A 23,306-nucleotide genomic window follows, 5' to 3' on the forward strand; every position below is an offset into this window, starting at 1 on the left:
AGATGAATTACGATTTTATATGTGTTTGCCTCTCCTTTTTAGCTCCTTTTTTAACTGGAATGATTATTTTTTTTATGCGGAAAGGTTTGTTAACTAATGTTATTTTATCATTGGTTTCTATAGCTTTTGCTTTGTTTTCAACCTTCTATAGCTTTTATATACTAAAGTATGGTGAGAGCTTATCTTTAGATTTCTATGGATTTTTTTTCTTAGATGGTTTTGGTATTTTTATGCAGTTCATGGTTGAGTTTGTAACTATTTTCGTTATCCTTTACTCTTTAAAAGAACTTCCCCAGAACTACTTCCATCGAACCAAGCATTTTCATTTTTATTTTTCTATGATTTTAATATCCACAGGATTTATGAATCTTGCTTTTTCTCTGAATAATCTTTTCTTGATATACATAGCCCTTGAACTAAGCAGCATCGTTGCTGTATATCTAATAGCTTTTAATTTAACAAAGGAAGCCCTCAAGGCAGGCTTCAGATATCTTATCGTGGTAAATGTTGGGATACTTTTTAGTTTACTTGCTATTGTTTTTATCTATTATGCAACGGGACAAGAGGTCTCCATTAGCAGTATGGGACAAATTGTATCTTCCCTCTCTCGGGACATGGCACTTTTATGCGCTGGATTATTTATTATTGGATTTTTCACAAAGGCTGGATTAATGCCTTTTCATATATGGCTACCCGATGCTTATGCAGAGTCACCTACAGCAGTAACATTTTTCTTAGCGGGTGCCGTTACAAAAATTGGATTTTACGGTTTAGCCAGAACCGTTACAGCCTTTGCTTATAATTTGGAAGAAATAAGGCTTATGGTTATAATCTTGGCCTCTTTAAGCATGCTGTTCGGAGCAGTTCTATCCTTTAATCAGAGAGATATCAAAAAGTTAATTGCTTACTGTAGTATAAGCGAGATGGGATTAATAGCGTCTGCTTTTGTTTTAAGTAGTTATTCAGGTTTTTGGGGCGGTGTTTTTCATATGTTAAATCATACTCTTATGAAAGGTGCTCTTTTTTTATCGGTAGGAGCATTAATCTATCTGTGTGGAAGCAGAAAAATTGAAGATATATCCCTTCTTCCGAAAAAAAATTCTGTTATCATAATATCTTTCATAATAGGTGCAATGGCAGTAGGAGGGATGCCTCCTTTTAATAGTTTTTTAAGTGCTGTTACTGTAATTTTTAATCTTGCCGAGGAAAGATTTTTCTGGAGTTCAGTCATTCTTGCTATTTCAGGTTTTATAAGTGTCATTGCTTTATTGAGAACCGCTAATGCTATTTTCTGGGCCAAAAATGAAGAAGTAGAGCTCAAAAGTGACACTCCTCTACCAGCTTTAATGATTTTTTGTTCTTTGTTTTTGGCCATTCTACTGATTGTGGGAGGAGTATATCCAGAATTTATTTATTGCCTTATTGATAGTGCTGCAAAGTCAATTTTATCTACAATTCATTAGGAGGAAAAAATGTCTTTGATTAAGAAATTAGCCCAGAGGGCTTTCAAGAAATCCATTTGGGTATTTCATGTAAATACAGGAGCCTGTAATGGTTGTGACATAGAATTACTCGATATTCTAACTCCCTACTATGACATAGAAAGATTTGGTATGAAGGCTGTGAGTTCCCCCCGTCATGCCGATGCCCTTGTAATTTCTGGGCCAGTTACGCGACCTACCGTTGATTTCGTGAAAAAAGTCTACGAAGCTACACCAGAGCCTAAAATTGTCATTGCCCTTGGTTCATGCGCTACTGCTGGTGGAATATGGTTTGACAGTTACAATGTTGTTGGAGGTGTGGATAAAATTGTCCCTGTAAATTTATACATTCCCGGCTGCCCCCCTCGTCCTGAGGCAATATTATTTGGCATTGCAAAGGCTTTAGGAATTTCAAAGGAAAAAATAAAACCTCTTGTTGCAGAAGAAATTGAATCTTGAGGACTTCTTAGACAGACTTTCCGGAAAAATTATAATAGCAGGCATTGGCAATTCTCTTAGAGGAGATGATGCCGTTGGAAGTTATATAGTAAAAAATCTGCAAGGCAGAATCAAGGCCGTTACATTAGATTGCGAAGACAGCCCGGAAAAATACATTGATAAGTTTATTGATTTAAAGCCCGACCTCATAATATTCATTGATGCCATGAGATTAAACAGACAACCCGGTGAACTTATTATTATTTCCAATAAAGATATTGCAAATAAAGGAACAATAACTCATCAGACTAATTTGCACCTTATCATTCATTATATAAAACTGCACATAAATCCGCAGATATTTATTATCGGAATTCAACCGGAGGATACAACTTTTGGGAATTCAATTAGCCATAAAGTAAGGGAAACTGCCAATATAATCTGTGAGTTATTTATTGAAAGGCTATCAAATGATAAATAAACTCAAACATTATGGTATAATTTCTTAAAAACTTTTTAGGAGGTTTTAAAATGCTTAAAGGTTCAATGGTTGCGATAGTCACACCATTTAAAAAAGGTAAGGTAGATGAGAAGACCCTTGAAAAACTAATAGAATGGCACATAAAAGAGGGCACCCATGCAATAGTACCTTGCGGAACAACAGGAGAGGCATCTACCCTTGATTACGAAGAGCATTACAGGGTAATTGAAATAACAGTGAAAACAGTAAATAAGAGAATTCCCGTTATAGCTGGGACAGGCTCAAACTCTACTGATGAGGCAATCATGATAACTAAAAAAGCAGAGCAGCTCGGTGCTGATGCGGTTCTATCCGTAACTCCCTACTACAATAAGCCAACACAGGAGGGTTTATACAGACATTTTAAAGAAATTGCTGACAAGACCGGTTTGCCAATAATTCTCTATAATGTGCCAGGTAGAACTTCTCTGAATATGTTACCTCAGACTGTAGCAAGGTTGAGAGAGCATAAAAGAATAGTAGGAATAAAAGAAGCTACAGGCGATATGAAGCAGGTAAGTGAAATTATAAGGCTTTGCGGGAGAGACTTTACAGTGCTTTCCGGTGATGATTTTACCAATTTAACTCTTCTTACTCTTGGTGGTAGAGGATTTATATCTGTTACTGCCAATATATGCCCAAAGGATGTGTCAGAACTTTTTAATGCCTGGGAGAGAGGTGAAATTGAAAAGGCACGAGAGATTCACTATAAGCTCGAGCCCATAAACAAAGCCATGTTTATTGAAACAAACCCAATTCCCGTAAAAACTGCACTTGCTCTTATGGGTAAGATTAAAGAAGAGTTCAGGCTTCCTCTCTGTGAAATGTCTTCGGCAAATAAAGAGAAACTTGCGGAGGTTTTAAGAGTCGCCGGCTTGATTAAATGATTGAAGAGATAAGAATCAGAGATTTCGCTATAATTGAAAGTCTGAATTTATCTCTCTCTGAAGGATTTAATGTGCTTACAGGAGAGACTGGAGCGGGAAAATCCATTATTATAGACGCTCTGGGAGTTTTACTAAAAGAAAAGGTCTTACCTGCTGATTTTGTAATGCATGGTAAAAAGGAAGCTTCTGTGGAAGTGCTAATTTCGGGTTTTTCCCCTGAAGATTTAGGAATCGACGAAGAGATACTTATTTTTCGAAAAATATTGAATTTGCAGGGTAAGACAAGGGCATATATTAATGAATCTGCCCATACCTTACAGGGCTTTTCGAACATGGCAATGCGATTCATCAACATTCACGGACAACATGAGCATACATATCTTCTTAAAAAAGAAAATCACATAAGATTTTTCGACATTATAGCAGGTCTGCAAGAGGAAACAGAAAAGTTGAGCTTGCTCTATAATGAAGTTCAAGAACTTAATCGGCAAGTAGAGGAATTAAGGGAAAAAATCAATGAAAAAAAACAAAAACTTGATTTACTCAATTTTCAGATTGACGAAATAAAGAAGGCTAATTTAAAAGAAGGAGAAGAGGAGGAGCTAAGCGAAAAAAGACAAATTTTAAGAAATATAATGAAAATAAAGGAAATAGCAGAAAGCAGCTTTGCTCTTCTGAAAGAAGATAAAAACTCTGTTTATACGGGCATGTCTGTCCTTCTTAATCACATTAAAGAACTATCTCAATTTGACTCAAAAGCTGAAGAATTAAGAGGTCTCATTGAATCTTCATTTGTTCAAATTGAAGAAGCAGTTCATATTCTGAGAAAGCTTAAGGAGAGTTATGAACCAGACCCTTTAAGCCTTGAAAGTATTGAAGAGAGACTTTCTCTTATAAGCAAGCTTAAATCAAAGTATGGCGGGAGTATAAAAGAAATCATAGAGTATGCAGAGAAAGCAGAAGAAGAGATAAAATTTTTCTCTCTATCTGAAGATGAATTGAAAGAGAAAGAGGAAAAACTAAAAGAGCTTTCTCAGCTTCTTGAGGATAATGCAAAAATTTTATCAGATAAAAGAAAAGAAAAGGTCGATACGATAGAGAAAAACATTATTGAAGAACTGAAGTTTTTAGGGTTTTCAAAGCCGGACTTCAAGATTAACATTGATAAAAAACCTATCAGTCCTCAAGGAATAGATGATATAGAGTTTTTTTTCACTGCAAATCCAGGACAGCCTCCAAAGCCTCTTTCAAAAGTTGCCTCTGGAGGCGAGCTTTCGAGGCTTATGCTTGCTTTAAAATGTGTGGAATTAAAAATGGCTGAGACATCTGTTAAAGCTATAACCCTTGTTTTTGATGAAATAGATGCAGGGATAGGTGGTATTGTAGCAGAGAATGTAGGTAGGAGAATGAAAGAACTTGCCAGATATCATCAGGTGCTTTGCGTAACCCATCTTCCTCAGATAGCTGCTATGGCAGACAGCCACATAAAAGTTGAAAAATTCATAGCTGATGATAAAACATTAGTAAAAGTAAAGGTCCTCAATGACAACGAAAGAAAAGAAGAAATAGCTCGAATGCTGAGTGGTCGCATAACGGAAAGTTCATTATTTCATGCCGAGGAACTTCTTGATAATAGATGAAACTGTTTTTCTTTGAAACAAAGTTTAATCGATACAGTATAACTCCTATTGTTGCATCCCTTGAGCAAAGAAATGATTTAAATGTGGATATTGTATTTTTTAGCCAAAAAGATATTGAAACCTTAGAAGCTCTAATGAAAGATTGTGATGAAGGCGTTTTTTGTTTTTCCTTTTGTTCTCCCCAATGGAAAGAGATAAAGAGTATCTATACATTTTTGAGAGAAAAATATCCAGCTTCAATTTTTATTGCAGGAGGACCAGCTCCTTCTGGAGTACCAAGGAAAGTTGTTGATTTAGGCTTTGATTATGTTTTCGTAGGTGAGGCAGAAAAGACCTTTCCCGAACTTCTGTCTACCGGTTTCAGAAATCTTGATAGAAAAAGAAAATCTCTAATCAAGGGAGAAAGAATTGACTTGAATGACTTTATGGCGTGGAGCACTATAAACAAGAGATTCTCCCCCCTTGAAATAACCAGAGGTTGTCCTTTTGCCTGTAAATTTTGTCAAACGAGTTATCTTTTCGGAACAAAACCAAGACACAGAAGCATTGAGAGTATTCAAAGTCATGCGGAGATTTTTCTGAGACACGGTATGAGAGATTTTAGATTTATTACTCCCAATGCTATGAGTTACGGCTCTTATGATGGAAAAACGCTTAAGCTGGATGCAGTAGAACAGATGCTTAAAAGTTTAAGAGAACTTTCTGACAGACTGAGATTGTTCTTCGGCACTTTTCCTTCCGAGATAAGACCGGAACATCTTACAAAAGAGGCCATTCAAACTATAAAGCCTTACATTTTTAACAGAAACTTTACAATAGGAGCTCAATCTGGAAGTGACAGAATGCTTGATAGAATGCATCGTGGTCACTCAACTGAAGACGTATACAGAGCTGTAAAAAATGCCATAGAAGAGGGATTTTCTGTAGATGTGGATTTTATTTTCGGACTTCCCGAGGAAACGAGTGATGACCAGAAAAAGACAATAAAATTCATGGAACTTCTTGTTAATCTTGGCAGGAGTAAAAATCTTCCCGTTAGGATACACAGTCATTACTTCATTCCACTTAAAGGAACGCCCTACGGGAATTATGAACCTTCAGGTATTTCTAAGGAGCTTACAACTTTTTTAGGCAAACTTTATAATTCAGGCAGAATTTTTGGACATTGGCACAAACAAAAAATATATACATCAGAGATAACTGCTAAAGTTAAAGCTTAATTATATGTTATATTAACAAAATGATTGAAGAAAAACTGAAGGAATTAGAAATCTCCCTTCCAGAGCCAGTCAAACCTGTGGGGTTCTATGTGCCTGCATTGAGGGTAAATAATCTTCTTTTTTTAAGTGGAATTCTTCCCTTTAGAGAAGGGAAAATTTCAAAGAAAGGCAAAGTTCCGCTGGAACTTTCAATTGAAGAAGCCAGTGAAGAGGCGAAGCAGACAGTTTTAAACGCTTTAGCAATTGTCAGGGAACATGCTGGAAGCCTTGATAAAATAAAACAGTGCATAAAAATAACAGGCTATATTGCCGCTTCAGATGATTTTGTCGACCATCCGAAAGTATTAAATCCTGCCTCGGAGATGCTTTTTAAAATTTTTGGAGACAGAGGTAAACACTGTAGAGTTGCGGTAGGTGTCAGCAGTTTACCCCTCGGAGCTGTTGTAGAGATGGATTTTATATTTGAACTTGTATAGCTTCATTTAAAGGCTACATCGAGAATCATCATTAGAGTAAAGCCAATTATCAATCCTGCTGTGGCGAGGTCAGAATTTCCATTTCTTTGCGATTCAGGAATTAACTCTTCGGCGGTTATAAAAATCATCGCACCTGCTGCAAAACCCAATGCATAGGGCAAAAAGTTCTGCATAATCTCCACAAGAAGAACGCCCAAGACAGCAAATAGAGGTTCCACAAACCCCGATAACTGACCATAGAAAAAGCTTTTACCTCGTGAAAATCCTTCTCCTCTTAGGGGCATTGAAATGGCAAAACCTTCAGGAATATTTTGAATACCAATACCAAAGGCTAAAACAATCGATGAAAGTAGTGTAACAGAGGAAGGCTCCAAGGCATGTGCTCCGAAGGAAACACCTATTGCCAAGCCTTCGGGGATATTATGTAGAGTTACTGCAAATACAAGAAGGGTTGTCCGTCTGAAAGATGTTTTTATTCCTTCTGCTTTTTCAATTGGTGACTGAAAGTGTAAATGGGGTAAAAGCATATCAATTAGCCTTAGAAACAAGGCTCCTAACACAAACCCGCTGGCAGGGGGAATCCATGAAGGAATTGGGAAATTTTGTGCCATTTCAATTGCTGGGTCAAGCAAAGACCAGAAACTGGCAGCAATCATTACACCTGCAGCAAAGCCAAGGGCAGTATCAAGAATTTTTCTGCTTACATTTTTAAAGAAGAAAACAAGAGACGCTCCAAAGGCAGTTAATGCCCATGTGAAAATTCCTGCAAAAAGAGCAAGTGAAATGGGAGAGAGGGTATTTATGTAGTTTTCAATCATTTTAAATTATAATATAAATTAACATGAAGCCGAAAATTCTAATAAGTAGATGTTTTTCTCAGCCTGTAAGATACAATGGTGGAATTGTAAATGATGAATTCATAAACAAATTAAAAAACTATGTAGAATTTCTTGATGTATGTCCAGAGGTAGAAATAGGTCTTGGAGTTCCAAGAGACAGGCTCATCATATTAGAACAGGGAAGCTCAAAGAGATTGTTTCAACCCGAGACTGGTAAAGATTTTACGGATACTATAATTCGGTTTTCAAAAGACAAACTTTTTTCTCTATCTGAACTTGACGGAGCTGTTCTGAAGGCAAAATCTCCCTCCTGCGGAGTAGGGTCAACTAAACTTTACAAAAATGGCTCAATAGTTGGAAAAACATCGGGTTTTTTTGCTGAAGAGGTAAAAAAGACTTTTTCATATCTGCCCATTGAAGATGAGGGAAGATTAAGGGATGAGAGTATAAGAAAGCATTTTCTAATTCGAATTTTCGCTTATGCTGAACTGAGAGATTTATGTAAGAGCACTGCACCTAAAGATTTAGTCTATTTTCATTCAAGATACAAGTATTTACTCATGACCTTTAGTCAGAAGATTCTGAAAGAACTTGGCCAGTTAGTGGCTAATGGGAATATATCATTAAGTGAAAAAATAAAAATTTACAGAGATAAGTTCTATGAGGCCTTTATAAGAAAACCTTCAATGAAAAGGCAGGCAAATACGCTCATGCACATAATGGGACATGTATCCAAAAAAATATCCTCCAAAGAGCGTTCACATCTTATAAGTCTCATTAATAAATTCATGGAAGGTAAAATACAACATAAGGTAGTTATTGAGTTGCTGAAAAGCTTTGCATATAGATTTGAAGAAGATTATATTCTTATTCAAAAGTATCTTGAGCCCTATCCTGAAGACTTAGATGTATAAAAGAGTTATCTACTGGTTTAAGAGAGATTTGAGAATTGATGATAACAGAGCTTTTTGTGAAGCCTGCAAAAACTCTCAAGAGATTATCCCCATTTTCATATTCATCCCGTCTCTTCTCGATAGATTTAAAAGCCATGACAGCAGATTGGGGTTTATTGTTGATTGTATTAGCTCTCTCTCTCAAGATATTAAGAACAAAAGAGGCAGACTTTTTTGTTATTATGATGAACCAGTTAAAATTTTTGAATATATAATTGAAAAATACAAACCACAGGCAGTCTATACAAACAAGGCATTTTCATGGACAGGTGAGGAGATAGAAGAAAAGGTAGAGTCACTCTGCAGAGAAAAAAATATTGCTTTCCATTCTATAAAAGACAACTTTCTCTCTAACATAGATAAAATCCCTTACACCAAGATTTACTCAGCTTTTTACAAAAAATGGAAGTTAAATCTTAATGCCGATATATCACCTTCACTTGAAAAGATTAATACTCCACCTATCAAGGAGACGGAAATTAAAGATTTACAGAACAAGTTAAAATTTGAATTAAATAAAACATGGAAGTCAGATTTTGGTCAAAGAAGACTTTACAGTTTTGACTTCTCAAACTATGAAAAAACCAGAGATAAACTGGATTTAGATGGTACTTCTAAGCTTTCACCTTACATAAGATTTGGTGTTTTATCCTTAAGAAAAATATACAAAAGAGCAATTGAGACTGTTGGTGAGGACTGTCAGTTCATAAAGGAACTTGCATGGCGTGAATTTTGGTATCACATAAAGTTTAACTTTCCTGAGTTTAAACATCTTGAATTTCAGCAAAAGAGGAGAAGCTTGCATTGGCATGATGATGAAAACTTAATAAAAGCTTTCATAAATGCTCAAACAGGCTATCCTATTGTTGATGCAGCAATACTTCAACTAAAGGAAGAAGGCTGGATGCACAACAGAGCAAGAATGATAGTGGCCAGCTTTTTAACAAAAGATTTACTTGTCGACTGGAGGATGGGCGAGAGTTTTTTTATGGAATACCTTCTCGATTATGATGAAGTTGTAAACACGGGAAATTGGCAGTGGAATGCCTCTGTTGGTCCAGACCCAAGACCTCTTAGAATTTTTAATCCAATTATTCAAGCAGAGAAATTTGACCCTCATGCAAAATTCATAAAAAAATATATCCCCGAGCTTAGAAACATGAAAGCTTTCGAATTACATAATCCGCTAAAATTTTCTCTGCCTTACTACAAGCCCATAGTAAATCATTACGAAAGGGTTATTAGTATAAGAAAATTTTATTCTGCTAATAAAGAAAACATCTGACCTTTCTCCCTCCTATATCCTTTAAAGGAGGGATATTTTCTATACACATGTCCATTCTGTATTTACATCTGTAATAAAATCTACAACCTTTAAGAAGCCACGAATTTTTCTCTTCGCTGAATATGGTGGTTTTTTTCTCTCTATCTCTTCTATGAAAACCAGGTATACTCTTCAGAAGAATTGTAGTATATGGGTGAAGAGGTTCTTTGAAAATTTCCTTTGTTTTTGCTAATTCTACAATTCTACCTAAATGCATCACTCCTATGATGTTACTGACAGCCCTTACTACATTTAAATCATGGGTTATGAGAATAATAGCAAAACTTCTCTTTTCTTTGATTTCTATTAGTTGATTGAGAATTGAAGCTTGAAGAGAAATATCTAAAGAAGAGAGGGGTTCGTCAGCAAGCAGTATTTCGGGCTCAAGTATTAATGCTCGTGCTATAGCTACTCTTTGCCTCTGTCCACCACTTAGCTGATGGGGGTATCTATTCAGTAAATCTTCGTCAAGCCCAAGCTCCCTAAACAGATTTATAGTTTTTTCTTCTTTTTTGTCTTTATCTTTTATTTTATGAATTTTTAGGGGTTCTTCAACTATAGACTTTATTCTCATTCTTGGATTTAACGAAGCATAGGGGTCTTGAAAAACTACTCCAATTGATTTACGGAAAGCTTTAAGTTCCTCTGTGCTTGAAGTATATATGTTTTTATTTTTAAAAAATATTTCACCTTTGTCTGGCTTAATAAGTCTTGCTAAGAGTTTCATCACCGTTGACTTACCCGAACCGCTTTCTCCCACAATAGCAAAGAACTCATTTGGAGTTATTTGAATTTCAAAATCTTCTACAGCCTGAATAGAAAAATTTTTAAATTTAAATGTCTTATTTAGATTTTTTGTCTCTAAAAGTAACAACTATGTCTCCCAGAGACTGAATTCCTCTATTAATCTTATGCCTGTATAGTAGCAACACATTTCGTGGTCAAAATTATTAATAAAAGAACGCTCCACTCCATCTTCAAAAATAATTCTCACTAAACAAATCCCTCCCGGAAGCGTTGAATTCCTCTCCTCTATTACCTCTCCAACCCCCCATAAAGAATAATGGAGATGTCTAACTTTATCTCCAATCTTAAGATAAGTTCTCGGCTGCATTTTCTAATTATACCATTTGTAGAAATGGTGATACTAAAAAGACATACAGTATGTGCCTATAGCTCTACGTATCAGAAAATTTATTTTTAGCTCTCCCCCAAGTTGAAAGTTGTTGACGAAAAAATTGTTTTGCTGTTAAAGTATTCTATTAAATTCAAAAAAGAGAGGAGGGGAGGAAATTAATGCCCTCTATAAATGTAAGGGATATGGATTCTTTTGAAGCAGCATTGAAAATGTTTAAGAAGCAGTGCGAGAGAGAAGGCATTCTTTCGGAAATCAAGAAAAGGGAACATTATGAAAAGCCGAGCGTAAAGAGAAAAAAGAAAGTCCTCGCTGCTAAAAAGAAATTAGCGAAAAAAATGAAACTTTTATCAAGGTAATCCAATCCAAATGGAATGGATGGCTATTAAAGATTATTGCTGTCCATTCCATTTAAATTTTGAACACTGGAGGCTCCGATGAAACTCAAGGATTTTTATAAAAAGGCAATAAAAATAGGAATTGAAAATGACCCCCGTGGAAAAGAAGCAGTTATAAGAGAGCTTGAAAAGAGAAAGAAAGATTATGAATCCCTTTCTGAAAAAAAGAAGGAATTCTTTGATTTAGAATCTCTTGAAAATCCATATAGCGACTCGCGAATACTTTTTGGTACAGGAGAGGAGGAAATTAGAACAGTAATAGCTGGTATAGACATGGAAGTAGGTGAAATTGTATTAGCAGATTCTTTAAGAAAAAACGGAACGCCCATAGACCTTGTCTTATCCCATCATCCTGAAGGTTCAGCTTATGCAAGGTTATATGCTGTAATGTATATGCAGGCTGATATATTAGGAAGATTCGGAGTTCCTATAAATGTTGCAGAGAGCTTAATGGATAAGCGAATAAAAGAGGTAGAAAGAAGGCTTATGCCTGTTAACCATACAAGAGCAGTTGATGCTGCAAGATTACTTAATATACCGTTTATGTGCTTACACACTCCTTCTGACAATATGGTTGCAACTTACTTACAGAGACTTTTTGACGAAAAGAAACCCTATACTCTTGATGATGTTATCGAAATTCTTCTTGAGATACCGGAATACAAAGAAGGAGAGAAAAACAATGCAGGCCCAAAAATTCTCTTAGGCAGTAAAGACAGAAAAGCAGGAAAAATATTTGTTGATATGACAGGTGGAACAGAGGGAGCAAAGGATATTTTTCATAGTATGGCATTAAGCGGAATTAATACAGTCGTATGTATGCATTTAAGTGAAGACCACAGAAAAGAAGCAGAGAAAAATCATATGAATATAATAATTGCTGGGCATATTGCCAGTGACAATCTTGGATTAAATCTGCTTCTTGATAAAGTTTTAGAGGGAGAAGATATAAAAATACTTGAATGTTCAGGTTTTAAGCGTGTTGTAAGACAGTAAGCCTTTGTAATGGATTATCAGAAAGTCTTAGAGGAAATTAAAGAGAGAATAGATATTGTTGATTTTGTTTCTGAATACGTTAATCTAAAAAAAACAGGGCAAAATTATAGAGGTCTCTGCCCTTTTCATTCCGAAAAAACACCGTCTTTTTTTGTAAGTCCCTCGAAAAAAATTTTCCATTGTTTTGGCTGTGGAAAAGGTGGCGATATAGTTACTTTTTTAATGGAACACGAGAATATCAGTTTCCAAGAGGCTTTATCTATTTTAGCTGATAGGGCGGGTATTGAAGTTGAGATAACTAAAGAGAAGCTTTCTTCCACAATAAAAGGAAGGTTATATGAAATTTACAAACAAGCTACAGATTTTTATGTAGAAAATTTAAAAAAATCTGACAGAGCAATGAAATATCTGAAGAGTAGAGGTATTGACAATAGAACTATCGAAAAATTTCAGATAGGATATGCAACCGCTGAAAAAACTGGTCTATTTGATTTGTTGAGAACAAAAAATTTTGATGAAAATGCAATGAAAAAATCAGGTTTAACAGGTAGTAATGCCGATTTTTTTAGGGAAAGAATTATCTTCCCTATTCATGACTTAGCAGGAAGGGTAATTGGCTTTGGAGGAAGACTGTTAGATTCAAAAAGTGAATTGCCCAAGTATATAAATTCGCCAGATACGCCGATTTTTAAAAAAGGAGAAAATCTCTTTGGCTTGTGGTATGCTAAAAGGCACATTAAAGAAAAGGGTTATGTTATCATAGTGGAAGGATATATGGATGTAATATTATGCCACCAATCTGGTTTTAATAACGTTGTAGCACCTTTAGGAACAGCTCTAACTTTAGAGCAATTGAAAAAAATCAAGAGAATTACAAATAAGATACTTTTTGTTTTTGATGGTGACGATGCTGGAATAACTGCCGTTGAAAGAAGTCTAATACCGGCCTTTCAAATGGGATTTATTGCAAAGATAGTTATTCTTAAGGAAAATGAAGACCCTGCCAGTATTCTTCAAAAAGAGGGTGCAAGTTCATTTAAAAGCTATCTTGCTAAACCACTTACTCCTGTAGATTTTTTTCTTAAAATCAAGAAAAAGAAGACTCTCACCGAAAAAACTCACGATTTTTTAAAGGCAATAGCCAATCTTAAAGACACCATATACAGAGATGAACTTTTAAAGGATTTTTCAGAAAAGACAGAGTTAAGTGAAGTTACTTTGAGAGATGAACTTAAAAAGATTATATCTATTGATAGTAACAAAGAAGATTATGAAGCAAAGAATATCTCGATTTTAAGTGAAGAGGAGATTTTAATTAGGCTACTGATTTCATTTCCAGAGAAAATAAATTTGGTGTTCAGTTATATAAGCTTTAGTGATTTCGAAAATTCTATGGTAAAAAATTTAATTATGAAAATCAATAAGTTGTATGATGCGAAAGAGTATTCTTTTCACAAATTTTTCAATATGATTGATGAGGACGAAAAGGCTTTTATTTCAAAGCTTATAATGTCCTTTGAAATTGAAGAAAATCTCCTGTCTCAATATGTTAATGACTGCATAAAGAGGATAGCTATAAAGTCAATTAACAAAAAAATCAGGGAAGTTTCTAAGACAGGAGATGAAAACAAGCTCAATGAGCTAATAAAAGAAAAAATAAAAATACAGGCTCTAAAATGAAAGAAAGAGACGAATTTTCAGATTTATCTGCCGGAGAAAATGAGATTGATGGAGAAAATTTACTCAATGATAAGGATTCTGTAAGGCTTTATTTTAAATGTATTGGCTCTTTCCCGGTTTTATCAAAGAAAGAGGAAGAAGAACTCGCAAAAACAATAGACCTTAAAAAAAATGAATTAATTCGGAAACTTCTCAATATACCTTTTGTTCAAAGAAAGATATATGAACTAAGTAAGGTTTTTTCGAATAATCCAAGAAAAGCACAAGAAATACTCGAGGATGAAAGCAGTATCGAACAGATAAGGGAAAAATTTGTCAAACTTTCGGAAGATGTCAAAAAAATAATGAGAAGAAAGAAAACTCCTCGAGATTTATTAAAAAAAATTTTCGATATACCTTTAAAAGATGAACTTGTAACAATGTTTGTCGATGAACTCGATAGATTTAGCAGGGAAATTCAAAGGGGCTCAAATATGGAGGCCATAACAGGACTTTCAAACTACGAGTTCAACGAATTATTCATGGATATCAAAAATCTGTTCAATGAGTATACAGAGGCTAAGAATAAGTTGATTGAGGCTAATCTAAAACTGGTTGTAAGCATTGCAAAGAGATATCTCGGAAAAGGACTTAATCTTGAAGACCTAATTCAAGAAGGCAACATTGGATTAATGAAAGCCGTTGATAAATTTGAATACAAAAAGGGCTTTAAATTTAGCACATATTCTACTTGGTGGATAAGACAGTCAATTACAAGAGCCATTTCAGACTACTCAAAAACAATAAGAATCCCTGTACATGTAATGGATAGTGTATGCAAAATAAACAAACTTTGCAGAGAATTAAGCATGACTCCCGAAGGAGAGATTGATTTACAAAATGTATCAACCAGTCTAAATATTCCCTTAGAGAAAATCAATGAATTTTTTGTTCTTTGTAAAGAGCCAATATCAATTGATATGTCCGTAAGAGATGATGATTCTTTATTAAAAGAATTCTTAGAGGATATAAATTCGCCAAATCCATATAAAGAGACTCTTCATCATGACTTAGAGTCAATAATAGACAGGATGTTTGATGTTCTAACCGAAAAAGAACGAGAAATAATAATCCAAAGATACGGTCTAAAGGATGGCAAACCAAGAAGTCTTGATGAAGTAAGTAAGATTTACTCTGTCTCAAGAGAGAGAATAAGGCAAATTGAATTGAGGGCAATGAGAAAACTTAAGAGGCTTTCAAGGCTTAATTGGCTTAGGGATTTCATAAAAGAATCTTGACTAATAAGCCTTTATAAGGTTATAGTATTCAATACACTGCTCATTTAGGGCCCATAGCTCAGCTGGCCAGAGCTACCGGCTCATAACCGGTTGGTCCCAGGTTCGAATCCTGGTGGGCCCATCTCATAAAGGAGAAATTTTAATAGTGATTGATGTTCTAAATATTCTTATTCAACTACAGGAAATTGATTCGCAAATAATTAATTTAAAACAAAAAACTGAATCTTTACCTTTAAAAATAAAAAAATTAGACCAATTAGCAGAAGAGATAGATAAACAATTTGAAAATGAAAGAAAGAAGCTTTCTACCTTAGAGAAACAAAAAAAAGATAAAGAAAGAGATATAGATGAAATAAACGATAAGATTAAGAAGTTAAAAGAAAAAACCTCTCAAATAAAAACCAACAAAGAGTATCAAGCCCTTCTTAAAGAAATTGAGTCGTTTGAGGAAGCTTTAAAAAAGGAAGAAGAAAATCTTTTATTAATAATGTATGAACTGGATGAAACAAAGAGAAATCTTGAAGATTCGAAGAAAAATGCCGATTTAAAGAAAAAAGAACTCGAATTAGAAAAGATACAAGTGGAGGAAGAAATAAAGAGAGTTAACCAAAGCATAGATACTTTAATCGATGAGAGAAGAGGGTTTATAGATAAATTACCTAAGGAAATTTACGATGAGTATAAAGAATTAATGAAAAAACACAAAGGAATTGCCGTTTCAGAGGTTAAAAATTCTGTATGTCAAGGTTGTTTTCTTCATATACCACCACAATTATATGTGGAAATCAAACTAAATCAATCAATTTACCATTGTCCTCAATGCGGAAGAATTCTTTTTTACAAAAAAGAGGAAAATAAAGAAGAAAAGGCTGTATCTGAATGAAGGGAAAACTTTACTGTGATGGAGCTTCTCGAGGAAATCCTGGAGAGGCGGGGGTTGGTTGTCTTCTGATTTATGACAATGAAAGAGTAGAAGTTTCAGAGTATATTGGAAAAGCAACCAATAATGTAGCTGAATATACTGCTCTAATAAGGGGACTTCAGGAGGCTTTAAGAGTTGGTATAAGTAGTATTGAAATTTTTTTAGACAGTGAACTTATTGTGTTACAACTAAAGGGAGTCTACAGAATTAAAAATAAAAATTTACTTCCGTTTTATAATCAAGCAATAAAACTTCTATCAGAATTTAAAAATTATGAGATTTTTCACATTCCAAGAGAGAATAACTCTGAGGCAGACAAGCTTGCCAAATTAGCATCGCACAAAGTATGAAAGTAAGATGCAAGATATGCGGTATTATAAAAGAGGGCTTATCTATTAAACATTACAATATTAAGCTTTGCTTCGACTGTTTTCCTCAATTTTTTATAAAACGAGTTCAAAATACAATAGAAAAGTTTAAAATGTTCAATCAAGACTCTAATTTGATAGTAGCAATCTCTGGTGGGAAAGACAGCATGAGCCTTGCAAAAGCCCTAAAGGAATTAGGTTATAAAATGAGAGCATTTCATATGAACGTAAATATATCAGAAGTATCACAAAAATCTCAAAGTATTGTTGAAAATTTTTGTAATAAAGAAAATATTCCCCTAAAAACAATAGAGTTATACGAGCAAATTAAAGCTTCTCTTGAAGATTTATCTAAGATTTCAGGGAAGCCAGTTTGTTCTGTTTGCGGAATGATGAGAAGATATTTTATCAACAAAGAAGCACAAGAGGAAGTAATTGTAACAGGTCATACATTAAATGATGAAGTCTCTTTTATATTGAAGAATATTCTTTTTTGGAATGATGAACTTTTAGCAAGGGTCAATCCTGTTCTTCAGGAAAGGGAAGGTCTAAGCCGAAAGGTAAAGCCGCTATGTCTAATTTCTGAAGAGGAAACTCTTGCTTTTTGTAAAGTTATGAATATCGAATACGTTGATGAACCCTGTCCAAACAAGCCCGAAATTTATGACATTTTTAAAACTACAGTTAAAGGCTTCAATGATATTTTCCCTGGGTCAATAGCAGGATTTTATAAAGGATGGTTGAAGAGAAGCAGACAATTTTATGCTTCGTATGAAAAATACATAGAACTCAAAACTTGCCAGAGTTGTGGCTATCCAACGACTTCTGATTTGTGCAGTGTTTGCAGATTAAAGGAAAAGTTGATACAATATGAAGATGGACGAGGTCTTAAAAGCTGTTAAAGAGAGAAGAAGCATAAGAACATTCCTAAAAAAGGATATTCCAGAAGAAATAATAAACAAGCTTATAGACTCGATAATATGGGCACCTTCAGCAGGCAATCTTCAGGCACGAAAGTTTTATTTTATAAAAAATAAGGAGATGAAAATAAAGATTGCTCAGGCAGCTCTATCACAAAACTTCATATCCGAAGCTCCTCTTGTAATTGTGGGATGCGTTGATAAAGCCAGAATATATCCAAGATACGGTGAGAGGGGAGTAAATCTATATGCTATTCAAGATGTGGCATGCAGTATTACAAATGTGATGCTTGTTGCTCATGAAAACGGACTTGGTTCAGTATGGATTGGTGCTTTCAGAGAAGAAGAGGTTGCTAAAATTATTGGTTTGTCACAAAATTTCAGACCTGTTGTAATATTACCTGTAGGTTATCCAGCTAACATACCTCTACCTCCTTCCAGAGTAAGTAAAGATGAAGCTGTGGAGTTTATCGAATGAAATCGACCATTAATGTAGCGATTGAAGCGGCAAAACTTGCAGGAAAGATAATTAAAGAGAATATTGGAACGATAACTAAAGAGGATATAACACAGAAAAGCATATCCGACTATGTAACTAAATTTGACCTTCAGGCTGAAAGAGCGATAATCGAAAAAATAAAAACACACTTTCCAGAACATCAATTTATGGCCGAAGAATCATCGAACAAAATAAAAAAAGCTGAATATATGTGGATAATTGATCCCCTTGATGGAACTACCAACTTTATTCATGGCTTTCCAGTAGTTGCAATCTCAATCGCTTTAATGTTTAAGGAAGAGGTTGTAGTAGGCGTAGTTTATGACCCTCTAAGAGATGAGATTTTTTATGCTGAAAAAGGCTCTGGTGCTTTTTTAAATGATGAAAAAATAGAAGTCTCAACTATAAAAGACCCTTCATTGGCACTTATTGCTACAGGATTTCCTTTTAGAAATAAACATTACATCGATGATTACATGAAAATATTCAGAGAACTTCTTTACTCCGTAAGCGACCTCCGTAGACCTGGTGCAGCTGCTCTTGACCTTTGTTATGTTGCCTGTGGAAGAGTAGATGGCTTTTTTGAGTTTGCTCTCAGTCCATGGGACATAGCAGCAGGGACAGTCATTATAAAAGAAGCAGGAGGAGTTGTGTCTGATTTTGAACGAGGACAGAACTATTTAAAAACCGGAAATATAATAGCTGGCAATCCTTATGTTCATTCTTTTCTTGTTGAAAAAATAAGGGAAGTGTTAGTTGACTGATAATTCAAAATTTTTTTTTCGGTGTAAAAAATTTTTTTCAGAATTTTAGATTTTAGAATGATAATTTTGTTCTAAAATATCAATCACTGATTTCATATCCTGCGGTAAGGGAGATTGTAAACTTATAACCTCTCCATTAATTGGATGTTTGAACTCTATCTTGAAGGCATGAAGCATCTGCCGGTGAACAGGAACTTTTATTTTATCGATTTCAAGATAAGTTTTTTTGCCGTATGTCTTATCACCTAATATGGGATGTCCTATGGAGGAGAAATGAACTCTTATCTGATGGGTTCTACCGGTGATAAGTTTAATTCTAACAAGAGTATAATTTTTAAAATTTTTAATAGATTCCCATTCTGTAATCGCTTCCTTACCTTTTCTTGACCTGACGGACATTTTTTTTCTATCACTTTCTGACCTTCCAATTGAAGATTTTATTTGCCCTTTACCTTTGAGTTCTCCGTACACTATTGCAATATATTCCTTTTTAATCTCCCTTTTTTTAAAGAGTTCTACTAATTTATAATAGGCAACATCATCAGTTGCAACAATAAGTACTCCAGAGGTATCCTTGTCTAATCTATGGACAACACCGGGTCTGAGAGGACCACCAACGTTAGCCAGTTTTTTCATATGAAAGGCAAGGGCATTCATTACTGTTCCGTCTCTATGACCCACTGATGGATATACAACAATGCCAGGAGGCTTTGAAAGACCTACAATAAAGTCATCCTTATACAAAATTTCTAAGGGAATATTTTGCGGTATTAATTCTAAATTATCTTTTTCCTCAGCAACTGAGTATACAACTTCAACTAAATCATTATATTTTAATCTGTAACTTTTGGGTTTATACTGATTATTTACTTTAACCTGCTTTCTTTCAATAAGTTCCTGAGATTTTGACCTCGTAATCTTAAGCTTTTCAGCAACGAAAGTATCAAGCCTTAAATCCTTATCGGAGAGTTCAGCGATAAATGAATGGTTCATAAACATAGTTTACTTTTTAAAAATTTTCCCGTATAGGAATCTGGATTCATAGCTATCTCTTCTGGAGTTCCAGTAGCTACTACTTGTCCACCTTTTTCACCACCCTCAGGCCCGAGGTCAATTATGTAATCTGCCCATTTTATAATATCAAGGTCATGTTCAATAACTATAACAGTATTTCCCATATCAACTAATCTTTGGAGAATTTTTAAAAGTCTGTCTATGTCTACCATATGAAGACCTGTTGTTGGCTCATCAAGGATATATAGGGTATTTCCAGTAGCCTTTTTGCTCAATTCTCTTGAGAGTTTAATTCTCTGAGCTTCTCCACCAGAGAGAGTATTGGCAGGTTGGCCAATTGATATGTAGCCAAGGCCTATTTCTTCCATTATTTTGAGTTTATGAGTTAATTTAGGTATATTTGCAAAAAACTCTCTTGCTTCAGAAACAGTCATTTCAAGGATTTCACTGATATTTTTATTTTTGTATTTTATATTTAATATCTCTTCTTTATATCTCTTGCCTTTGCAGGAATCACAAAGGACATATACATCTGGAAGGAGATTCATTTTTATCTTTTTTAGTCCATCACCCTGACAGGCTTCGCATCTTCCTCCTGGTAAATTAAAGCTGAAATGTGATTTTGTATATCCACGAATTTTAGACTCTGGTAGCATAGAGAAAAGTTCTCTTATATCGGTCATTATTTGAGTATAGGTAGCAGGAGTAGAGCGAGAAGTTCTACCAATTGGTGACTGGTCTACCAACACAACCTTATCTATGTATTCAATTCCTTCAATTTTTTCGTGTTTACCTGGTATTAAATTGGCGTTGTATAACTTATTAGCCAAAGCTTTATAGAGAATTTCATATACCAAAGTGCTTTTACCCGAGCCAGCCACTCCTGTAATACATACAAATACTTTAAGAGGAATTTTTACAGTTATGCTTTTTAAATTGAACGCTTCGGCTCTTTTTATTATTAGATATTTTTCTGGCTTTCTACGGATTATGTCTTTATAAGCAAATCGTTTTTCTCTTAGATATGAAGCAGTAATGGAGTGTTTATTTTTCAGTAATTCTTCTGGTGTGGAAAAACTGGTGATGTAGCCTCCATCCTTACCCCCACCAGGACCAAGTTCCAAGATTAAATCTCCATGGAGAATGGTGTTTTCATCGTGCTCTACCACAAGAAGAGTATTCCCCCTTTCTTTCAACTCCTTCAGACTTTCAATTAGTTTGTAGCTATCTTTTGGATGCAAACCTATGCTTGGTTCATCGAGAATATACAAAACTCCGCTAAGGTTTGAACCAAGCTGGGTGGCAAGTCTCACTCTTTGAGCCTCTCCTCCTGAGAGACTAAAGGCAGGCCTATTTAGACTAATATAACCAAGACCAATTTTCCTTAGAAAATCTAACTTTATAAAAATTTCTTTAAGAATTCTATCTGCTATTATTTTATCGTGAGGTTTAAATTCAAGTTTTGACAAAAATATAGCCAGTTCGTCCAGTGAAAGCAATGACAATTCGTATATGTTTTTGCCATTTATTTTGACTGCAAGAGCCTCTTCTCTCAACCGTGCTCCATAGCATTTTTTACAAGGTGTAAGGTTGAAAGTATCAATTTCTTCATCTTCTACGATATTGTCATATCCAAGCCCTCTACATGCTGGACAAGCACCGTATTTGCTGTTGAATGAAAATATTTTTGGTTCAATTTCAGGTAAGCTTATTCCACAATTTGAGCATGCAAGCTTACTGCTGAAAATTATATCTTTTCCCTCATCAACAAGATTTACCACTACAGTATCGGAATACTTCATCGCAAGCTCTATAGCTCTTCTTACGTGCTTTGTATACTTTTCTTTGACTATAATTCTATCAACTACGAGTTCAATTGTATGTCTAATGTTTTTACTTAATTTAATATCCTGAGTTAACTCAATGATACTGCCATCAATCCTTGCTCTTATGAAACCTTCATTTCTTGCCTTTTCAAGTTCTGCCTTGTGTTCACCTTTCTTTTCAATTACTACGGGAGCAAGAATTTGGATTTTAGTTCCTTCTTTTAAATGCATTATTGATTCTGTAATCTTTGATATGTCCTGAGAAGACAATCTCTTGCCGCAAGAGGGACAATAAGGTATACCAATCTTTGCATACAAAAGTCTCAAGTAGTCGTATACCTCTGTAATTGTTCCAACTGTAGAGCGGGGACTTTTTGAGATAGTTTTCTGGTCAATGGAGATTGCAGGAGAGAGTCCTTCTATGAAGTCTATGTCTGGTTTTTGTAGCTGGTCGAATATGGTTCGTGCCTCAACTGGTAGGCTATGGAGATATCTTCTGTGAGCTTCTGCAAATATTGTATCAATAGCTAAAGAAGACTTACCTGAACCTGAAGGACCTGTTACTACAATTATTTTATTTCTCGGTATTGTTATATCTAAATTTTTTAGGTTATGCTGCCTTGCACCTTTAATAATTATAGTGTTTTGCATATTACTCTTTTTTGTATTCTTTTAATTCTGCTACTACTGTTCCTACAGGCACTTTTGTTTCAACTTTTAAAGGAATTTTATTTTCATCTCTGCTAAGCCATATTAATATATCTCCTTTTCTCTTAAATAGTCCTTCTGTATCAAGTTGGGGTTTTACTACCAGAGCATCCACCTCCTTTTTGTCATATCTCTCAATTTTTTCTTCTCTTAATATCTGGATATTTACCTTTACAAATTTATTGCTGTCGAATATATCAACAGAGGGATTGGTTTTTAAATCAATAGGCAAACTCCTTAGATAAAAGAAACCCGAAAGGACATCCCAAAAGACTTTATCTATGTTAGTGTGAAAGGTTGTATTATTCTTTAGATGATTGATAAAGACTATTTCGCCTTTTTCATAATCAAATAGTGTTTCTTTATTTCCCCTGTGTTTTCCTTCAACCTGAATTAAAGTGAAATGTTTAGGCTTCCCACTCTCTATTTTGCTCTGTGCCCGGTCATTTACATAATAAAAATTGGATATAAACCCTGCAGACCTTACTTCTGAAGTTATAACTGTATCATTTTCATTACCTTTCACAGACATTACTGCAGAACCAACATAAATACCCATCCAGTATATATCAAATTTCATATACTCATTTATAAATTTTGAAAGCGGGTTTATGGACTGAGGCTTTGAAGCTATTGTTGGTGCTGCTGATGAGGCCACCTGTGTATCAGATTCGGCAAGAGGATTTTCATCACTGTGTGAAGTAGCGGTATAAGTATCTGTTTTATTTTCAGAGTTTTCAGCCTTTTCAGAGATTTTTTCTTCCTTTGTAGGTTTTGAATTAGATGGATTAGCATTGGTTTTCTGTTTATTTTCAAAGAAAAAGGTTTCAATAAAATCAATCTCAGGCAGGTTTAGATGAATTTTTCCTACAATAGCAAATATGCTTATATGAATGGCTATAGAGGCAATTAAGGCGAATATAATCCATTTTGTCTTTACTTTCATAAGATAGTATAACACTTAGTTGACCTGTAGTATGAAACATATATAGAATGAAAAGATTACACTGGAGGATTGATT

The 23,306-nt window shown here is 34.7% G+C and carries 24 protein-coding genes and 1 tRNA gene; 19 read left to right on the top strand and 6 right to left on the bottom strand.

Annotated features, from left to right (window positions below):
• Positions 1 to 74: 74 nt before the first annotated feature.
• From ACZ430_RS00315 to ACZ430_RS00345, 7 genes are read left to right on the top strand one after another with little or no spacing between them, the layout of a single operon-like run.
• A complete protein-coding gene (locus ACZ430_RS00315) occupies positions 75 to 1,463 on the top strand; it encodes a complex I subunit 5 family protein (RefSeq protein WP_464910597.1) in 1,389 nt (462 codons plus the stop codon).
• Positions 1,464 to 1,472: 9 nt separating this feature from the next.
• The gene (locus ACZ430_RS00320) at positions 1,473 to 1,940 is read left to right on the top strand and encodes an NADH-quinone oxidoreductase subunit B family protein (protein ID WP_297211853.1); all 468 of its coding nucleotides are present in this window, start codon (positions 1,473 to 1,475) and stop codon (positions 1,938 to 1,940) included.
• Positions 1,930 to 2,400 (top strand): hydrogenase maturation protease, encoded by a 471-nt coding sequence (locus ACZ430_RS00325; RefSeq protein WP_464910598.1) that lies wholly within the window; start codon positions 1,930 to 1,932, stop codon positions 2,398 to 2,400. Before ACZ430_RS00320 ends, ACZ430_RS00325 begins: the two co-directional genes overlap by 11 nt.
• 50 nt (positions 2,401 to 2,450) lie before the next feature.
• On the top strand, positions 2,451 to 3,326 hold the full coding sequence (gene dapA / locus ACZ430_RS00330; protein ID WP_297211848.1) for a 4-hydroxy-tetrahydrodipicolinate synthase: 876 nt from the start codon (positions 2,451 to 2,453) through the stop codon (positions 3,324 to 3,326).
• Positions 3,323 to 4,966: a DNA repair protein RecN gene (recN, locus tag ACZ430_RS00335; RefSeq protein WP_297211846.1), complete on the top strand. Its 1,644-nt coding sequence runs from the start codon at positions 3,323 to 3,325 to the stop codon at positions 4,964 to 4,966. Before dapA ends, recN begins: the two co-directional genes overlap by 4 nt.
• Positions 4,963 to 6,186 (top strand): TIGR04013 family B12-binding domain/radical SAM domain-containing protein, encoded by a 1,224-nt coding sequence (locus tag ACZ430_RS00340; RefSeq protein WP_297211843.1) that lies wholly within the window; start codon positions 4,963 to 4,965, stop codon positions 6,184 to 6,186. The genes recN and ACZ430_RS00340 overlap by 4 nt, the downstream gene beginning before the upstream one ends.
• Before the next feature lie 20 nt (positions 6,187 to 6,206).
• Positions 6,207 to 6,662: a RidA family protein gene (locus ACZ430_RS00345; RefSeq protein WP_297211839.1), complete on the top strand. Its 456-nt coding sequence runs from the start codon at positions 6,207 to 6,209 to the stop codon at positions 6,660 to 6,662.
• A 2-nt stretch (positions 6,663 to 6,664) separates the two neighbouring features.
• Here ACZ430_RS00345 and ACZ430_RS00350 read toward each other — a convergent pair whose 3' ends face one another.
• Complete coding sequence (locus ACZ430_RS00350) at positions 6,665 to 7,480, bottom strand: ZIP family metal transporter (RefSeq protein ID WP_297211836.1); 816 nt, start codon at positions 7,478 to 7,480, stop codon at positions 6,665 to 6,667.
• Between the two features lie 23 nt (positions 7,481 to 7,503).
• Here ACZ430_RS00350 and ACZ430_RS00355 point away from each other — a divergent pair, with 23 nt between their 5' ends.
• Together ACZ430_RS00355 and ACZ430_RS00360 are read left to right on the top strand one after the other, a co-directional pair.
• Positions 7,504 to 8,415: a YbgA family protein gene (locus ACZ430_RS00355; protein WP_297211834.1), complete on the top strand. Its 912-nt coding sequence runs from the start codon at positions 7,504 to 7,506 to the stop codon at positions 8,413 to 8,415.
• On the top strand, positions 8,408 to 9,739 hold the full coding sequence (locus tag ACZ430_RS00360) for a cryptochrome/photolyase family protein (RefSeq protein WP_297211831.1): 1,332 nt from the start codon (positions 8,408 to 8,410) through the stop codon (positions 9,737 to 9,739). The genes ACZ430_RS00355 and ACZ430_RS00360 overlap by 8 nt, the downstream gene beginning before the upstream one ends.
• On the opposite strand, the gene ACZ430_RS00365 is transcribed toward ACZ430_RS00360, so the two are convergent.
• Positions 9,720 to 10,652, bottom strand: coding sequence for an ABC transporter ATP-binding protein (locus ACZ430_RS00365; RefSeq protein ID WP_297211829.1), 933 nt, complete (start codon positions 10,650 to 10,652; stop codon positions 9,720 to 9,722). The two genes, ACZ430_RS00360 and ACZ430_RS00365, sit on opposite strands and share 20 nt — an antisense overlap.
• Positions 10,653 to 10,892 (bottom strand): hypothetical protein, encoded by a 240-nt coding sequence (locus tag ACZ430_RS00370; RefSeq protein WP_297211826.1) that lies wholly within the window; start codon positions 10,890 to 10,892, stop codon positions 10,653 to 10,655. It lies immediately after the preceding gene.
• 182 nt (positions 10,893 to 11,074) lie between these two features.
• On the opposite strand from ACZ430_RS00370, the gene rpsU reads away from it, so the two are divergent.
• The 10 genes from rpsU (at position 11,075) to ACZ430_RS00420 (ending at position 18,737) form a co-directional block, all read left to right on the top strand.
• The gene (gene rpsU, locus ACZ430_RS00375) at positions 11,075 to 11,272 is read left to right on the top strand and encodes a 30S ribosomal protein S21 (protein WP_297211822.1); all 198 of its coding nucleotides are present in this window, start codon (positions 11,075 to 11,077) and stop codon (positions 11,270 to 11,272) included.
• Between the two features lie 78 nt (positions 11,273 to 11,350).
• Positions 11,351 to 12,307 (top strand): NGG1p interacting factor NIF3, encoded by a 957-nt coding sequence (locus ACZ430_RS00380; protein ID WP_297211820.1) that lies wholly within the window; start codon positions 11,351 to 11,353, stop codon positions 12,305 to 12,307.
• A 9-nt stretch (positions 12,308 to 12,316) separates the two neighbouring features.
• On the top strand, positions 12,317 to 13,987 hold the full coding sequence (gene dnaG / locus ACZ430_RS00385; RefSeq protein WP_297211818.1) for a DNA primase: 1,671 nt from the start codon (positions 12,317 to 12,319) through the stop codon (positions 13,985 to 13,987).
• Positions 13,984 to 15,264, top strand: coding sequence for a sigma-70 family RNA polymerase sigma factor (locus tag ACZ430_RS00390; RefSeq protein ID WP_464910599.1), 1,281 nt, complete (start codon positions 13,984 to 13,986; stop codon positions 15,262 to 15,264). Before dnaG ends, ACZ430_RS00390 begins: the two co-directional genes overlap by 4 nt.
• 47 nt (positions 15,265 to 15,311) lie before the next feature.
• Positions 15,312 to 15,385 (top strand) — tRNA-Ile (locus tag ACZ430_RS00395).
• Between the two features lie 24 nt (positions 15,386 to 15,409).
• Entirely contained in the window at positions 15,410 to 16,147 is a 738-nt protein-coding gene (locus ACZ430_RS00400; protein ID WP_297211810.1) for a zinc ribbon domain-containing protein, read from the top strand.
• Entirely contained in the window at positions 16,144 to 16,536 is a 393-nt protein-coding gene (locus ACZ430_RS00405; protein ID WP_297211807.1) for a ribonuclease HI family protein, read from the top strand. The genes ACZ430_RS00400 and ACZ430_RS00405 overlap by 4 nt, the downstream gene beginning before the upstream one ends.
• 131 nt (positions 16,537 to 16,667) lie before the next feature.
• Entirely contained in the window at positions 16,668 to 17,456 is a 789-nt protein-coding gene (locus tag ACZ430_RS00410) for a PP-loop family protein (RefSeq protein ID WP_297211805.1), read from the top strand.
• The gene (locus tag ACZ430_RS00415; RefSeq protein WP_464910600.1) at positions 17,425 to 17,952 is read left to right on the top strand and encodes a nitroreductase family protein; all 528 of its coding nucleotides are present in this window, start codon (positions 17,425 to 17,427) and stop codon (positions 17,950 to 17,952) included. The genes ACZ430_RS00410 and ACZ430_RS00415 overlap by 32 nt, the downstream gene beginning before the upstream one ends.
• A complete protein-coding gene (locus tag ACZ430_RS00420; RefSeq protein ID WP_297211799.1) occupies positions 17,949 to 18,737 on the top strand; it encodes an inositol monophosphatase family protein in 789 nt (262 codons plus the stop codon). The genes ACZ430_RS00415 and ACZ430_RS00420 overlap by 4 nt, the downstream gene beginning before the upstream one ends.
• Positions 18,738 to 18,782: 45 nt before the next feature.
• Here the strand turns inward: ACZ430_RS00420 and ACZ430_RS00425 are convergent, their stop codons facing one another.
• The 3 genes from ACZ430_RS00425 to ACZ430_RS00435 are packed head-to-tail and all read right to left on the bottom strand — an operon-like array spanning position 18,783 to position 23,246.
• Positions 18,783 to 19,730, bottom strand: coding sequence for an RluA family pseudouridine synthase (locus ACZ430_RS00425; protein WP_339943291.1), 948 nt, complete (start codon positions 19,728 to 19,730; stop codon positions 18,783 to 18,785).
• Entirely contained in the window at positions 19,727 to 22,228 is a 2,502-nt protein-coding gene (gene uvrA, locus ACZ430_RS00430; protein ID WP_297211794.1) for an excinuclease ABC subunit UvrA, read from the bottom strand. The genes ACZ430_RS00425 and uvrA overlap by 4 nt, the downstream gene beginning before the upstream one ends.
• A gap of 1 nt (position 22,229) precedes the next feature.
• A complete protein-coding gene (locus tag ACZ430_RS00435) occupies positions 22,230 to 23,246 on the bottom strand; it encodes a DUF3108 domain-containing protein (protein ID WP_464910601.1) in 1,017 nt (338 codons plus the stop codon).
• Positions 23,247 to 23,306 lie beyond the last annotated feature (60 nt).

The organism is Thermodesulfovibrio sp. TK500a, from assembly GCF_055381765.1.

Excerpts from the sequence above, each read along its gene's own strand:
- ACZ430_RS00380 (WP_297211820.1), top strand. The coding sequence starts at position 11,351 with ATGAAACTCAAGGATTTTTATAAAAAGGCAATAAAAATAGGAATTGAA.
- ACZ430_RS00315 (WP_464910597.1), top strand. The coding sequence starts at position 75 with ATGCGGAAAGGTTTGTTAACTAATGTTATTTTATCATTGGTTTCTATA.
- ACZ430_RS00360 (WP_297211831.1), top strand. The coding sequence starts at position 8,408 with ATGTATAAAAGAGTTATCTACTGGTTTAAGAGAGATTTGAGAATTGAT.
- ACZ430_RS00425 (WP_339943291.1), bottom strand. The coding sequence starts at position 19,730 with ATGAACCATTCATTTATCGCTGAACTCTCCGATAAGGATTTAAGGCTT.
- dapA (WP_297211848.1), top strand. The coding sequence starts at position 2,451 with ATGCTTAAAGGTTCAATGGTTGCGATAGTCACACCATTTAAAAAAGGT.
- ACZ430_RS00415 (WP_464910600.1), top strand. The coding sequence starts at position 17,425 with ATGAAGATGGACGAGGTCTTAAAAGCTGTTAAAGAGAGAAGAAGCATA.
- ACZ430_RS00355 (WP_297211834.1), top strand. The coding sequence starts at position 7,504 with ATGAAGCCGAAAATTCTAATAAGTAGATGTTTTTCTCAGCCTGTAAGA.
- rpsU (WP_297211822.1), top strand. The coding sequence starts at position 11,075 with ATGCCCTCTATAAATGTAAGGGATATGGATTCTTTTGAAGCAGCATTG.
- ACZ430_RS00410 (WP_297211805.1), top strand. The coding sequence starts at position 16,668 with ATGTTCAATCAAGACTCTAATTTGATAGTAGCAATCTCTGGTGGGAAA.
- ACZ430_RS00390 (WP_464910599.1), top strand. The coding sequence starts at position 13,984 with ATGAAAGAAAGAGACGAATTTTCAGATTTATCTGCCGGAGAAAATGAG.
- ACZ430_RS00370 (WP_297211826.1), bottom strand. The coding sequence starts at position 10,892 with ATGCAGCCGAGAACTTATCTTAAGATTGGAGATAAAGTTAGACATCTC.
- ACZ430_RS00350 (WP_297211836.1), bottom strand. The coding sequence starts at position 7,480 with ATGATTGAAAACTACATAAATACCCTCTCTCCCATTTCACTTGCTCTT.
- ACZ430_RS00405 (WP_297211807.1), top strand. The coding sequence starts at position 16,144 with ATGAAGGGAAAACTTTACTGTGATGGAGCTTCTCGAGGAAATCCTGGA.
- ACZ430_RS00320 (WP_297211853.1), top strand. The coding sequence starts at position 1,473 with ATGTCTTTGATTAAGAAATTAGCCCAGAGGGCTTTCAAGAAATCCATT.
- recN (WP_297211846.1), top strand. The coding sequence starts at position 3,323 with ATGATTGAAGAGATAAGAATCAGAGATTTCGCTATAATTGAAAGTCTG.
- ACZ430_RS00420 (WP_297211799.1), top strand. The coding sequence starts at position 17,949 with ATGAAATCGACCATTAATGTAGCGATTGAAGCGGCAAAACTTGCAGGA.
- dnaG (WP_297211818.1), top strand. The coding sequence starts at position 12,317 with ATGGATTATCAGAAAGTCTTAGAGGAAATTAAAGAGAGAATAGATATT.
- ACZ430_RS00345 (WP_297211839.1), top strand. The coding sequence starts at position 6,207 with ATGATTGAAGAAAAACTGAAGGAATTAGAAATCTCCCTTCCAGAGCCA.
- uvrA (WP_297211794.1), bottom strand. The coding sequence starts at position 22,228 with ATGCAAAACACTATAATTATTAAAGGTGCAAGGCAGCATAACCTAAAA.
- ACZ430_RS00340 (WP_297211843.1), top strand. The coding sequence starts at position 4,963 with ATGAAACTGTTTTTCTTTGAAACAAAGTTTAATCGATACAGTATAACT.